Origin of the sequence: Xanthomonas hawaiiensis, from assembly GCF_031834635.1 — a bacterium.
GTDB lineage: Bacteria > Pseudomonadota > Gammaproteobacteria > Xanthomonadales > Xanthomonadaceae > Xanthomonas_A > Xanthomonas_A sacchari.
In genome coordinates this window covers 950,621-963,535 of sequence record NZ_CP115873.1, presented here as the reverse complement: position 1 = coordinate 963,535, position 12,915 = coordinate 950,621, and the positions used below count along the sequence as shown (strand labels likewise).

General features: G+C 66.8%; 14 protein-coding genes and 5 tRNA genes. All 19 read right to left on the bottom strand.

The window, feature by feature from the left end; all coding sequences use genetic code 11:
• Positions 1-126 precede the first annotated feature (126 nt).
• Positions 127-495: a 50S ribosomal protein L7/L12 gene (gene rplL, locus PG878_RS04210; RefSeq protein ID WP_010341338.1), complete on the bottom strand. Its 369-nt coding sequence runs from the start codon at positions 493-495 to the stop codon at positions 127-129.
• Between the two features lie 63 nt (positions 496-558).
• Positions 559-1,101: a 50S ribosomal protein L10 gene (gene rplJ, locus PG878_RS04205; protein WP_010341340.1), complete on the bottom strand. Its 543-nt coding sequence runs from the start codon at positions 1,099-1,101 to the stop codon at positions 559-561.
• Positions 1,102-1,585: 484 nt separating this feature from the next.
• Positions 1,586-2,284, bottom strand: a complete 699-nt coding sequence (rplA, locus tag PG878_RS04200) for a 50S ribosomal protein L1 (protein ID WP_010341341.1) — start codon at positions 2,282-2,284, stop codon at positions 1,586-1,588.
• A gap of 3 nt (positions 2,285-2,287) precedes the next feature.
• Positions 2,288-2,716, bottom strand: coding sequence for a 50S ribosomal protein L11 (gene rplK, locus PG878_RS04195; protein WP_010341342.1), 429 nt, complete (start codon positions 2,714-2,716; stop codon positions 2,288-2,290).
• Between the two features lie 200 nt (positions 2,717-2,916).
• On the bottom strand, positions 2,917-3,474 hold the full coding sequence (gene nusG / locus PG878_RS04190) for a transcription termination/antitermination protein NusG (RefSeq protein WP_048490043.1): 558 nt from the start codon (positions 3,472-3,474) through the stop codon (positions 2,917-2,919).
• A 13-nt stretch (positions 3,475-3,487) separates the two neighbouring features.
• Positions 3,488-3,901 (bottom strand): preprotein translocase subunit SecE, encoded by a 414-nt coding sequence (secE, locus tag PG878_RS04185; protein WP_010341346.1) that lies wholly within the window; start codon positions 3,899-3,901, stop codon positions 3,488-3,490.
• 50 nt (positions 3,902-3,951) lie between these two features.
• A tRNA-Trp gene (locus tag PG878_RS04180) sits at positions 3,952-4,027 on the bottom strand.
• A gap of 165 nt (positions 4,028-4,192) precedes the next feature.
• Positions 4,193-5,383 (bottom strand): elongation factor Tu, encoded by a 1,191-nt coding sequence (gene tuf / locus PG878_RS04175; protein ID WP_048490041.1) that lies wholly within the window; start codon positions 5,381-5,383, stop codon positions 4,193-4,195.
• A 45-nt stretch (positions 5,384-5,428) separates the two neighbouring features.
• A tRNA-Thr gene (locus PG878_RS04170) sits at positions 5,429-5,504 on the bottom strand.
• Positions 5,505-5,534: 30 nt separating this feature from the next.
• Positions 5,535-5,608: transfer RNA gene (locus PG878_RS04165), tRNA-Gly, on the bottom strand.
• Between the two features lie 32 nt (positions 5,609-5,640).
• Positions 5,641-5,726 (bottom strand) — tRNA-Tyr (locus PG878_RS04160).
• A 159-nt stretch (positions 5,727-5,885) separates the two neighbouring features.
• A complete protein-coding gene (ychF, locus tag PG878_RS04155; protein ID WP_010341267.1) occupies positions 5,886-6,977 on the bottom strand; it encodes a redox-regulated ATPase YchF in 1,092 nt (363 codons plus the stop codon).
• Between the two features lie 79 nt (positions 6,978-7,056).
• On the bottom strand, positions 7,057-7,638 hold the full coding sequence (gene pth, locus PG878_RS04150; RefSeq protein ID WP_209032060.1) for an aminoacyl-tRNA hydrolase: 582 nt from the start codon (positions 7,636-7,638) through the stop codon (positions 7,057-7,059).
• A 54-nt stretch (positions 7,639-7,692) separates the two neighbouring features.
• Positions 7,693-8,340 (bottom strand): 50S ribosomal protein L25/general stress protein Ctc, encoded by a 648-nt coding sequence (locus PG878_RS04145; RefSeq protein WP_017907366.1) that lies wholly within the window; start codon positions 8,338-8,340, stop codon positions 7,693-7,695.
• Between the two features lie 168 nt (positions 8,341-8,508).
• Positions 8,509-9,468, bottom strand: coding sequence for a ribose-phosphate diphosphokinase (locus tag PG878_RS04140; protein WP_010341263.1), 960 nt, complete (start codon positions 9,466-9,468; stop codon positions 8,509-8,511).
• Positions 9,469-9,608: 140 nt separating this feature from the next.
• Positions 9,609-9,685 (bottom strand) — tRNA-Gln (locus PG878_RS04135).
• A 13-nt stretch (positions 9,686-9,698) separates the two neighbouring features.
• A complete protein-coding gene (gene ispE, locus PG878_RS04130; protein ID WP_209032061.1) occupies positions 9,699-10,565 on the bottom strand; it encodes a 4-(cytidine 5'-diphospho)-2-C-methyl-D-erythritol kinase in 867 nt (288 codons plus the stop codon).
• The gene (lolB, locus tag PG878_RS04125) at positions 10,562-11,215 is read right to left on the bottom strand and encodes a lipoprotein insertase outer membrane protein LolB (protein WP_209032062.1); all 654 of its coding nucleotides are present in this window, start codon (positions 11,213-11,215) and stop codon (positions 10,562-10,564) included. The genes ispE and lolB overlap by 4 nt, the downstream gene beginning before the upstream one ends.
• On the bottom strand, positions 11,212-12,882 hold the full coding sequence (locus PG878_RS04120; RefSeq protein WP_209032063.1) for a tetratricopeptide repeat protein: 1,671 nt from the start codon (positions 12,880-12,882) through the stop codon (positions 11,212-11,214). The genes lolB and PG878_RS04120 overlap by 4 nt, the downstream gene beginning before the upstream one ends.
• Positions 12,883-12,915 lie beyond the last annotated feature (33 nt).

The window sequence follows — 12,915 nt, the reverse complement described above, 5'->3', positions numbered from 1 at the left end:
ATAGCGTGGCTGCTCCGATTCTCCACTCCCGATTCCCGGTTCCCGCCTGAAACGGCCAAAGGCCGGGGGCTTTCGCCCCCAGCCTTCAGTGCATCGCCTTGAACGGCTGGCGATGCAAGGGACTGCTTACTTGACTTCGACCTTCGCGCCAGCGGCTTCCAGGTCCTTCTTGAACTTGTCGGCGTCTTCCTTCGACACGGCTTCCTTCAGGACGCCGCCGGCCTCGGTGAGGTCCTTGGCTTCCTTCAGGCCCAGGCCGGTGATGGCGCGGACGGCCTTGATGACGTCGACCTTCTTGGCGCCGGCGTCGATCAGGATGACGTTGAACTCGGTCTGCTCTTCGACCGGCGCAGCGGCCACGGCCGGACCGGCAGCGGCGACCGGGGCGGCGGCGGAGACGCCGAACTTGTCTTCGATGGCCTTGACCAGCTCCATCACTTCCATGAGGGTCTTTTCGGCGATTGCGTCGACGATCTGCTCGTTAGACAGGGACATTGTGATTACCTTTGGAATTTTTTCTGGATGAGGTTCTAGTGAACCGTTTCAGGTGTCGCGAACTTAAGCCGTTTCGGCCGGGGCTTCCGCTTCGGCGTCGGCAGGCGCGGCGTCGCCGCCACCCTGCTTGTCGCCCACGGCCTTGACCGCACGGGCGAACATGCTCGCCGGTTCGGCCAGCACGCGTGCCAGCATGGCCAGCGCCTGCTCGCGGGTCGGCAGCGACGCCAACACCTCAAGATGAGCGGCCGGATACAGCTGACCACCCAGCGACACGACCTTGGCCTGCAGCTTGTCGTTACCCTTGGCGAATTCCTTGATCAGACGACCGGCAGCGCCGGGTTCTTCCGTCGAGAACGCATACAGCAGCGGACCGACCAGCGCGTCCTGGACGCACTCGTATTCGGTACCGGCAACGGCACGCGCGGCCAGGGTGTTCTTGACAACACGCAAGTACACACCGGTTTCGCGCGCCTTCTTGCGCATCGCGGTCATTTGCGAGACCGTGATGCCGGCGTACTCGGCAGCAACCAAGGAGTGGGCCTTCGCGGCGACGTCGGCCAGTTCGGCGACGACTTCTTGCTTCTGGGACAGATTGAGAGCCATTGCACTCCTCCGTTAAAGCCGGGAGTTGAAATGCGCGACCTGGGATGCGTCAGGAGCGATACCGCCGCTCTTGCCAATCCCGAATCCCGAATCCCGAATCCCTGCTTCAAACTTACTCCGCTCGCGGCTCCTGCCGCTTGCGGTCCTGGGCGGCCTCCATCCTGGATGCCGGGGATGCCGCATGGCATCCCAGTTGGTGGCCGTTCCAGACCTGGAGTGAGCGCGCCCGGAACACCGGGCTGGCCTGCACCAGAAAAACTCCAGAAAGGCGGCACCATCTACGCCGGCGCGTCCCCGGGGGGACTGGATTAAGCGATCCCGCTGTACCGACGGCGACTCCTTGCCGTGTCGAGCTTCCGTGCCCGTCGTCGGTGTGCGCAGACCGCGCCTGCGGTCTTTGACGGCTTCGCGTCGGGTTGCCCCGGGCGACGCCTTCAAAAGGGTGAAACCGGCGCCGCACCTCGCGGGCGGCGCCGTATTGCGATTACTTCAGGGACAGCGACGCCTGATCGATGGTGACGCCCGGACCCATGGTCGAGCTGACCGAGATCTTCTGCAGGTAGGTGCCCTTCGAGGTCGCCGGCTTGGCCTTGACCAGGTCCAGCAGCAGCGCCTGCAGGTTGTTCTTCAGCGCTTCGTCTTCGAAGCTGGCCTTGCCGATGGTGCAGTGGATGATGCCGGCCTTGTCGGTGCGGTAGCGCACCTGACCCGACTTGGCGTTCTTCACCGCTTCGGCCGGGTTGGCGGACACGGTGCCGACCTTGGGGTTCGGCATCAGGCCGCGCGGGCCCAGCAGGGTGCCCAGCTTGCCGACGACGCGCATCGCGTCCGGGGTGGCGATGACCACGTCGTAGTTCAGGTCGCCGCCCTGCATCTTCTCGGCCAGGTCGTCCATGCCGACGGCGTCGGCACCGGCGGCCAGCGCCTCGTCAGCCTTGGCGCCGGCGGGGGCGAACACGGCCACGCGCACGCTCTTGCCGGTACCGGCCGGCAGCACGGTGGAACCGCGCACCTGCTGGTCGGACTTCTTGGCGTCCACGCCCAGACGCACGGCCACGTCGACGGCTTCGACGAACTTGGCCTTGCTGGTGGTCTTGACGATCTTCAGCGCTTCGTCGATCGAATACGCCTTGCCCGGCTGCACGGCAGCACGGATCGCTTTCTGTCGCTTGGTCTGTGCCATTGCTTAACCCTCCACCGTCAGGCCCATGCTGCGGGCGGAACCCGCAATCGTGCGTACCGCCGCTTCCAGCTCCGCCGCCGTCAGGTCGGCTTCCTTCGCCTTGGCGATCTCTTCGAGCTGCTTGCGGGTCACCTTGCCCACCTTCTCGGTGTTCGGGCGCTTGGAGCCGGAGCTGACGCCCGCGGCCTTCTTCAGCAGCACGCTGGCCGGGGTGCTCTTGGTGACGAAGGTGAAGGTACGGTCCGAATAGGCCGTGATGATGACCGGAGTCGGCAGGCCCGGCTCCAGCTTCTGCGTGGCGGCATTGAACGCCTTGCAGAATTCCATGATGTTCAGACCGCGCTGACCCAGCGCAGGACCGACCGGCGGCGAGGGGTTGGCCTGACCGGCCTTCACCTGCAGCTTGATGTAACCGACGACTTTCTTTGCCATTTTAGTGTCTCCGGGTGCTAGCGCCTAAACCGCAGGCTCCCCATCGCGACGGGAAAATCACGTGTCCCGCCATCACGTTTTTGAAGTGCGCAGAAAGCCGCCTCGCGGCGGCTTCCGTTCTGCCCAGCGGCTTGCCTGGACAGGGAGCCGCGCAGTATAGCAGAGATTTTGGCGCCCGGCGCAGCCGCGCCGGGGCGGGCTCAGGCCTTCTCGACCTGGCCGAATTCCAGCTCCACTGGGGTGGAACGGCCGAAGATCAGCACCGCCACGCGCAGGCGGCTCTTCTCGTAATTGACTTCCTCGACCACGCCGTTGAAGTCGTTGAACGGGCCGTCGGTGACGCGGACCATCTGACCCGGCTCGAACAGCACCTTCGGACGCGGCTTCTCCACGCCGTCCTGAACGCGCTGCAGGATCGCATCGGCCTCTTCGTCGCGGATCGGCAACGGACGGTCGGCGGTGCCGCCGATGAAGCCCATCACCTTCGGCGTTTCCTTGACCAGGTGCCAGCTTTCGTTGTCGATGCGCGGGATGCCGCCCTCGTCGTGGGTCTCGATCTGGACCAGCACGTAGCCGGGGAAGAACTTGCGCTCGGAACGGCGCTTCTGGCCGGAGCGCATCTCGATCACTTCCTCGGTGGGGACCAGCACGTCGCCGAAGCGCTCCTGCATCTCGTCACGCACAATACGGTCGCGCAGCGCTTGGGCCACGGACTTCTCGAAGCCTGAATAGGCGTGAACGACATACCAACGCTTCACTGCTGCACTCTCCTCAACGGCTCACGAACCACTGCATCAGCTTCTGGATCAGGAAATCGAACCCGCCCAGCAGCAGACTCAGAATGATCACCACCACGATCACCACCCAGGTGGTGCGAATGGCTTCCTGACGGGTCGGCCATACCACCTTGCGCAGTTCGAAACGGGACTCGGACAGGAACTCGCGGCCTTCGCGCCCCTTGGCCGTCAGCAGGAACACCGCGGCACCGGCCACCAGGCCGATCACCACCGCCAGCGCACGCAGGGGCCCGGACCAGCTACCCAGCTGCGTCGCGCGACTCGGCTCGCCGAACCAGAACCAGACAAACAGGCCGGCAACCACCAGCAGCGCAGCGATGACGTACTTGACGATATCGCCGCCGGAAGATGCGGCGGGGCCTTTGGAATGCTCGATCTTGCTGTTCATCCGACTCTTGCTGCTATGCGACCGAGGTCACTGGATAGGGAGCGGCAGATTGGCACGCCAGGAGGGACTCGAACCCCCAACCTGCGGTTTTGGAGACCGCTGCTCTGCCAATTGAGCTACTGGCGTGTAGTAAGAACGACTGCACTTCCCTGAGACGGCGAAGGCGGACCGAAGGTTCCGGCCCGCCCTTCGCTGAACCCGGCGGCCGGAGCCGCCTGCACCTCGTCGGATTCCGGCGACCGAGGCCGCCGTCCTGCCGTCGAGCCTGGCGGCCGCAGCCGCCAGAGGGCATTACTTGATGATCTTGGCCACCACGCCGGCGCCGACGGTGCGGCCGCCTTCGCGGATCGCAAAGCGCAGGCCTTCGTCCATCGCCACCGGGTTGATCAGCGTCACCACCATCTTGACGTTGTCGCCCGGCATCACCATTTCCACGCCTTCCGGCAGCTGCACCGCACCGGTGATGTCGGTGGTGCGGAAGTAGAACTGCGGACGGTAACCCTTGAAGAACGGGGTGTGACGGCCGCCCTCGTCCTTCGACAGCACGTACACTTCGGCTTCGAAGTCGGTGTGCGGCTTGATCGAACCCGGCTTGCACAGCACCTGGCCGCGCTCCACGTCGTCACGCTTGGTGCCGCGCAGCAGCAGGCCCGCGTTGTCGCCCGCCTGACCCTGATCCAGCAGCTTGCGGAACATTTCCACGCCGGTCACGGTGGTCTTCTGCGTCGCACGGATGCCGACGATTTCGATTTCGTCGCCCACCTTGATGATGCCGCGCTCGATACGGCCGGTCACCACGGTGCCGCGGCCCGAGATCGAGAACACGTCTTCCACCGGCATCAGGAACGGCTTGTCCACGTCGCGCTGCGGCTCCGGGATGAACGAGTCCAGCGCGTCCACCAGCTTCAGGATCGCCGGCACGCCGATCTCGCTCTGGTCGCCTTCCAGCGCCAGGCGGGCCGAACCGTGGATGATTGGGGTGTCGTCGCCCGGGAAGTCGTACTTGCTCAGCAGCTCGCGCACTTCCATCTCGACCAGCTCGAGCAGCTCGGCGTCGTCGACCATATCGGCCTTGTTCAGGAACACCACGATGTGCGGCACGCCGACCTGGCGCGACAGCAGGATGTGCTCGCGGGTCTGCGGCATCGGGCCGTCAGCGGCCGAGCACACCAGGATCGCGCCGTCCATCTGCGCCGCACCGGTGATCATGTTCTTGACGTAGTCCGCGTGACCCGGGCAATCCACGTGCGCGTAGTGGCGCGTCGGGGATTCGTATTCCACGTGGGCGGTCGAGATCGTGATGCCGCGCGCCTTCTCTTCCGGCGCCGCGTCGATCGCGTCGTACGCCTTGAACTCGCCGCCGAAGCGCTCTGCGCCGATCTTGGTCAGCGCCGCGGTCAGCGTGGTCTTGCCGTGGTCGACGTGACCGATGGTGCCGACGTTGACGTGCGGCTTGGTGCGCTCGAACTTACCCTTGGCCATGGCTGCTTCTTCTCGGTGATCGTAGAAAGATTTGACGACTGAATATGGTGCTCACGAAAGGAATCGAACCTTCGACCTCCTCCTTACCAAGGAGGTGCTCTACCGACTGAGCTACGTGAGCGTTGTTCTATTGTGACACAAGCGCGTTCAATGGAGCGGGAGACGGGAATCGAACCCGCACCATCAGCTTGGAAGGCTGAGGTTCTACCGTTGAACTACTCCCGCTACGGGATGTCGCACTGCCACAACAAAATAACTGGTGGAGGGAGGTGGATTCGAACCACCGAAGGCGTAAGCCAGCAGATTTACAGTCTGCCCCCGTTGGCCGCTTGGGTATCCCTCCAACTTACCCACTCGAACCCGGCTGCGAAGCCGAAATCAGAGAGGGGTGAAACAGCCCGCTATTCTTCCCTGACATCCCCGCCTTGTCAACAGTATTTTGACGCGATGTCGCAGGAAATCGTCGTGGCTCGCGCGCGCCCGGCCAGGGCACGCGCACGCATCAGACGTTGAAGCGGAAATGCAGGATATCGCCTTCCTGCACGCGGTACTCCTTGCCCTCCAGGCGCAGGCGCCCGGCTTCCTTGGCACCGGCCTCGCCCTTGTACTTGATGAAGTCGTCGTAGGCGATGGTTTCGGCGCGGATGAAGCCCTTCTCGAAGTCGGTGTGGATCACCGCCGCGGCCTGCGGTGCGGTCGACCCGGCCTTGACCGTCCAGGCACGCACTTCCTTCACCCCGGCGGTGAAATAGGTCTGCAACCCCAGCAGGGTGTAGCCGGCGCGGATCACCCGGTTCAGACCCGGCTCGCTCAGGCCCAGGTCGGCCAGGAACGCGTCGCGGTCGGCATCGTCCAGCTGCGACAGCTCTTCCTCGATCGCCGCCGACACCGGCACCACCTCGGCGCCCTCGGCCGCGGCATGCGCGCGCACCGCATCCAGGTGCGGATTGTTCTCGAAGCCGTCTTCCAGCACGTTGGCGATGTACATCACCGGCTTGAGGGTGAGCAGGAACAGATCGCGCACCAGCGCCTTCTCTTCCTCGTCCAAGCCCGCGTTGCGGCCGGCCTTGCCCTCGGCCAGCGCGGCCTGCAGCTTGGCCAGCACCGGCTTGCGCGCCGCCGCGTCCTTGTCGCCGCCCTTGGCCGAACGCTCGGCGCGGTTGAGCGCCTTCTCCACGCTGTCCAGGTCGGCCAGGGCCAGTTCGGTGTCGATGGTCTCGATGTCGGAGACCGGGTCGACCTTGTTGTTCACGTGGATGATGTCGCCATGCTCGAAGCAGCGCACCACGTGGGTGATCGCGTCGACCTCGCGGATGTGCGCCAGGAACTTGTTGCCCAGGCCCTCACCGCTGGCCGCACCGGCGACCAGGCCGGCGATGTCGACGAACTCGACCGCGGTCGGCACGACCTTCTGCGGATTGATGATCGCCGCCAGCGCGTTCAGGCGCGGATCCGGCACCGGCACCACGCCCACGTTCGGCTCGATGGTGCAGAACGGAAAATTGGCCGCGGCGATGCCCGCCTTGGTCAGCGCATTGAACAGGGTCGACTTGCCGACGTTGGGCAGGCCGACGATGCCGCATTTGATGCCCATGTGTGTAATCCGGGAATGGAGAATCGGGAATAGGGAATCGGAAAGCATAGCCGCCTTTCCATTCCCCATTCCCCATTCCCTATTTCCCCTGCGTATGCAACCGCTTCATCGCCTCGTTGAAGTCGCCCTGCACGGCCAGCGGCAGCACGTGGATGGCGTCGTCGATGGCGCGGTCGATGAGGACCTGGTCGTCCTTGCCGGCGCGTCCCAGCACCCACGGCACCACCTTGTCCTTGTGGCCGGGATGGCCGATGCCGATGCGCAGGCGGTGAAAGCCGGCATGCCCGAGCAAACGGATGGTATCGCGCAGTCCGTTCTGGCCGCCGTGGCCGCCGTCGAACTTGAGCCGCGCCGTGCCCGGCGCCAGGTCCAGTTCATCGTGCGCCAGCAGCGCCTGCGCCGGTTCGATCTTCCAGAAGCGCAAGGCAGCCGTCACCGACTTGCCGCTGAGGTTCATGAAGGTGGCCGGCTTCAGCAGCCACACCGACTGCCCCGCGACCTCGACCCTGGCGGTCTCGCCGAACAGCTTGGCGTCCACGCTCCAGCGCGCGCCGGCCCGCTCGGCCAGCGCGTCGACAAAACGAAACCCGGCGTTGTGCCGGGTGTTCGCGTGTTCGGCGCCGGGATTGCCCAGGCCGACGATCAGACGCAGACCAGTCATGCGCAATGCATCGCCGCAGCGTCCGGACCGACGGCCCGGACGCTGCGCAGGCGATTACTTGCCGTCCTTCTTGGCCGGCTCGGCGGCGGCCGCCGCGTCGGTGGCTTCCGGCTCTTCCTCGACACGACCGTGCTTGGCGATGACCACCGCCACGTCGTGCTCCTTGCCCAGCTTCAGTTCCGGCAGCTCGACGCCGGCCGGCAGCTTCAGGTCGGACAGGTGGATCACGTCGCCGACCGACAGCGCGGCCAGGTCGACTTCGACGAACTCCGGCAGGTCCTTCGGCAGGCACACGACCTGGATTTCGTTCAGCTCGTGGGTCACGACCACTTCGGCCGACTTGCCGGCCGGGGACACGTCCTCGTTGATGAAGTGCAGCGGCACCGAGGCGTGCAGGGCTTCGTTGTCGTTCACGCGCTGGAAGTCGATGTGCATGATCAGCTGCTTGAACGGGTGACGCTGCATATCGCGCAGCAGCACCTTCTGCACGTCGCCGTTCAGGCTCAGGCTGAGGATGGACGAATAGAACCAGTCGTTCTGGCTGGCCAGCCAGACTTCGTTGTGGTCGAGCTGGATGTTGACCGGCTTCAGATCGCCACCGTAGACGATCGCCGGGATCAGGCCGTCGCGACGGAGGCGGCGGCTCGCACCCTTGCCCTCGACTTCGCGGCGCTGCACCTTGATTTCATGCGTGGTTGCCATTTGCGTTTACTACCTTGGTTGAATGAACCGCCTCGCGACGGTTTGAAGGACTCTTCCGCGACCAGAAGAGTCTGTGAAGCCGGGAGTGGGGAATCGGGAATGGGGAATCGCAACAGCGCAACGCCGCGCTCTGCCAATCCTCTATTCCCGATTCCCCATTCCCAGCCTTTAATCGACGTACAACGAGCTCACCGACTCGCCGAAGGCGATGCGGCGGATGGTTTCGGCCAGCAGCTCGGCGACGCTGAGCTGGCGGATCTTGCCGCAGGCGCGGGCGGCCTCCGACAGCGGGATGGTGTCGGTGACGACCAGTTCGTCCAGCTGCGAATTGGTGATGTTGCTCACTGCCGGGCCGGACAGCACCGCGTGCGTGCAGTACGCGGCGACCTTCAGCGCGCCGCGCTCCTTCAGCGCGGCCGCGGCGGCGCACAGGGTGCCGGCGGTGTCGACGATGTCGTCGACCAGCACGCAGGTCTTGCCCTCGACGTCGCCGATGATGTTCATCACCGTGGACACGTTGGCGCGCGGGCGGCGCTTGTCGATGATCGCCAGGTCCGCATCGTCCAGGCGCTTGGCCACCGCGCGGGCGCGCACCACGCCGCCCACGTCCGGCGACACCACGATCAGGTTGTCGGTGCCGTAGGCGCGCCAGATGTCGGCCAGCAGCAGCGGCGAGGCGTAGACGTTGTCGACCGGGATGTCGAAGAAGCCCTGGATCTGGTCGGCGTGCAGGTCCACGGTCAGCACGCGGTCGGCATTGACCGCGCTGAACATCTTCGCCGCGACCTTGGCGGTGATCGGCACGCGCGAGGAGCGCATGCGCCGGTCCTGCCGCGAGTAGCCGAAGTACGGCACCACCGCGGTGACGCTGGCGGCGCTGGCGCGCTTGAGCGCGTCGATGATCACCAGCAGCTCCATCAGGTTCTCTGCGCTGGGCGCGCAGGTCGGCTGGATCACGAACACTTCCTGCCGGCGCACGTTCTCCTCGATCTCCACCTGCACTTCGCCGTCGGAGAAGCTGGAGACCATCGCCTTGCCGGGGCGCACGCCCAACTCGCGGCAGATGCTTTTGGCCAGGGGCTTGTTGGCGTTGCCGGAGAACACCAGCAGGTTGCGTTGGTCTTGCATGAGGAGTCTCTCGGGTGGCTGCAAAGAGCGTGTGGCGACGAAAAGAGGGTGAATCGGAACGCGAGGAGAAGCGATGCCTTTCCCGTTGAATCCCCGCACATGGATGTGCGGGCTCTTGCAGAGGGATCTGCATACCTAAATGGCAGGGGCGGTAGGATTCGAACCTACGAATGCCAGGATCAAAACCTGGTGCCTTGGGCCTCTTGGCGACGCCCCTGCGTAAACCTGTGTCAAGCCTCCAGCGCGTCGAGCAGCGGCGAACGCGGGACGCCGCCTGCCACCCAGGCGCGCATCCCGTCCGGCAAGTCCGCCAGCGCGCGCACGGCGGCAGCGCGATCGGCGAACTCGACGAAACAACCGCTTCCCGACCCGGTCAGGCGTGGCGTGCCGATCCGCGCAAGCGCCTGGAACGTGGCCTGGACGGCCGGTTCGCGGCGAAGCAGGACCGGCTCGAACGCGTTGCCGAGCAGGAAACCTGAAACGAAGTCGGCTATTTTCGCGGGCGCAGCATCCCGCGTCAAATCCGGGGACTGGAACAGCGCCGCGGTGGGCACGTGCACGCCCGGATCGGCCAGCACGTACCAGGCGGGCGGCAGGGCGATCGGGGTCAGCTGTTCGCCCACGCCCTCGGCCCAGGCGTCGCGTCCGCGCACGAACACCGGCACGTCCGCGCCCAGCGACAGGCCGAGCTCGGCCAGGGCATCTTCGTCCAGCCCGGCGCGCCACAGCGCATTCAGCGCCACCAGCGCGGTCGCCGCGTCGGACGAGCCACCGCCGAAGCCACCGCCTGCCGGAATGCGCTTTTCGACGCGGATATCGACACCTTGATCGACGTTCGCGACTCTTTGCAGCAGCCGTGCAGCTCGCACCAGCAAGTCTTCGGCCTCGGCGACGCCGGCCACGGAGGGGCCGATCCGCGCCACCACCCCGTCCGCGCGCGGCCGCAGGTGCACGGTGTCGCCCCAATCCAGCAGGCGGAACACGGTCTGCAACCGGTGGTAGCCGTCCGGCCGGCGGCCGGTGATCTGCAGGAACAGGTTCAGCTTCGCAGGGGCCGGCCAGGACGACCAGCCCCCACTGTCGACGGCGCCGCTCATGGCGCGGGCACGGTCCAGGCGTCGACCAGCAGCCGCACCTTGGCGTCGCCATTGCGCGCCTCGATGCGCCGCGGCAGCGCCGGACGGCCGTCGCTGGGCGGATACCAGTCCTGGAATTCGATCTCCCAGCCCATCTGCTGCAGCGTGTGCGGCCGCCCCTGCGCGTCGTAGTCGACACGCTCCGGCGCCTGCGCGTCGGTCGCCACCAGCCCACGCACCCAGTCCGGCAGCAGGTTGACCGGGATCTCCCAGCCGGTCGCCTCCAGCAACAGTTGTTCGGCGTTCTCGCCGTCGCGCGGACCGCCCTCCAGCCCTTCCAGGCGCCCGGCCTCGGAATGACTGTCGCCGATCAGGCGCCAGCTCTGCCGGGTCACCGGCGCACTGAGCTGCACTTCGTACTGGCGCTGCCGTTGCGTCCAGTCGATGCGGCCGCTGCCGCCGTTTCGCCCCTTGGTGATCGCCACCCGGCCCTGGAACGCCCAGTCCGGATGCGCCTGCAGCCACTGCGCACGCGCGGCCTCGGCCTGCTGCGCATCGGCATCGGGCGCAGCGATGGCGACCGGCGCGGGAGGGCGTGTCGGCAGCGCGCTGCAACCGGCCAGCGACAGCCCGGCGGCCAGCGCCCAGGCGGTGCTCAGACCAACCTTCACGGCGCCACCTGTTCCAGGGCGCGGCGCAGCGCGCGATTGTCCGGATCGAGCTTGCGCGCCTCGTCGAAGTACTTGTTAGCCTCTTCGTGCTTGCCCTGCTCCCACAGCACCTGGCCGATGTGCGCGGCGATCTCCGGATCCTTCACCAGGCTCCAGGCGCGGCGCAGCTGCACCAGCGCCTCCTGGGTCTTGCCGAGCCGGTACAGCACCCAGCCATAGCTGTCGATGATCGCGGCATTGTCGGGATCGGCGGTGCGCGCGCGGTCGATCAGTTGCAGCGCCTCGCGGTAGCGCTTGGTACGGTCGGCCAGGGTGTAGCCGAGCGCGTTCAGCGCCGCCACGTTCTCCGGCTCGGTGACCAGAATCTTGCGCAGATCGGCCTCGGCGCGGTCGATGCGGTCGCGGCGCTCCCAGGACAGGCCGCGCGCGTACAGCAGCGCGTTGTCGTCCGGGTACGCGGCCAGGCCGCGCTCGAACACCTGCAGTTCGCCGGCGTCGTCGCCGCTGCGCTGGCGCAGCTCCGCCTCCAGCACGTAGGCGTCGCGGCGCGCGGCATCGTCGGCCTCGGCATCGTCCTGCAGCGCGCGCGCCTCGGCGAAGGCGGCGTCCTTCTGGCCGAGCGCGTACAGCGCACCGGCGGCGCGCAGCCGCGCCTCACTGCGCAGCGGGCCGCCCGGCACGCCGCGGTACCAGTCCACCGCCTCCTGGTTGCGCTTGAGGAACTCGGCGATCTTGCCGAGCAGCAGGCGTCGCTCCGGATCGGGACGGTCGGCGCCCTTGCGCAGCTCGTCGTACAGCGCGGTCAGGGCCGCGTTGTCCTGCAGCTTGGCCAGCATCGAAGCGCGCAGGCCGTAGTTCTGGGTGGTCTGCGGCCCCAGCGCCAGCACCCGCGCTGCGGCGGCGGTGTCGCCGATCGCGTCGTAGGCATAGGCCAGCGCCGTGCGCAGTTCCGGGTCGCCTTCCACCTTGGGCTCCACGCCCTGCAGCAGTGCACGCGCCTGCTCGGTCTTGCCCGCCTGCTGCAACTGCGTGGCATGCAGCAGCGCCACCCGCGGCTCCTGCGGGAAGCGCTTGACCAACTGGTCGACGATGCGCTCGGCCAGCTTGGGCTGGTCCAGGCGCAGCGCCAGGCGCCCGAACTCCTGCCAGGCCTCGAGCTGGTCGGGAATGGCATTGGCGTCGAGCAGCTGATCCAGGGCTTTGGCCGCCACCTCCGGATCACGGTTGCCGCTGACCAGGGCGATCAGCGCGAAGCGCCAGCCGCGCGGATCCTTGTCGCGCAACAGGGCCACCAGCAGGCTGCGCGCCTGGCGCAGGTTGCCGCTGCGCAGGGCCAGCGAGGCCTCGGCACTGCGCATGGCCAGCGACTCGGGCGCGCGCTGCCGCCACAGCGCCAGGGCCTGGGTGGCGGCGGTGCTGTCGTTGGCCAGCATGGCGATGCGGGTGGCGCGTTCGGCCAGGCCGGCGTCGCCGGGGCTGTCGTTGGCGGCCTGCAGGTACCAGCGCGAGGCGTCGGCCAGTTGCCCGGCCTGCAGGGCGAACTCGCCGGCCAGCACCGGGGTCATCACGTCCTGGGCGGGGCTCGGCGCCTTGGCCGCGGCCGGTGCGGCCACGGCGGCGATTGCGGACAGCAGCAGAATGGTACGGATGCGAATCAATGCGGGCATCGGAAGCGGCCGGGCCGTAAAATGGGGCCCTGA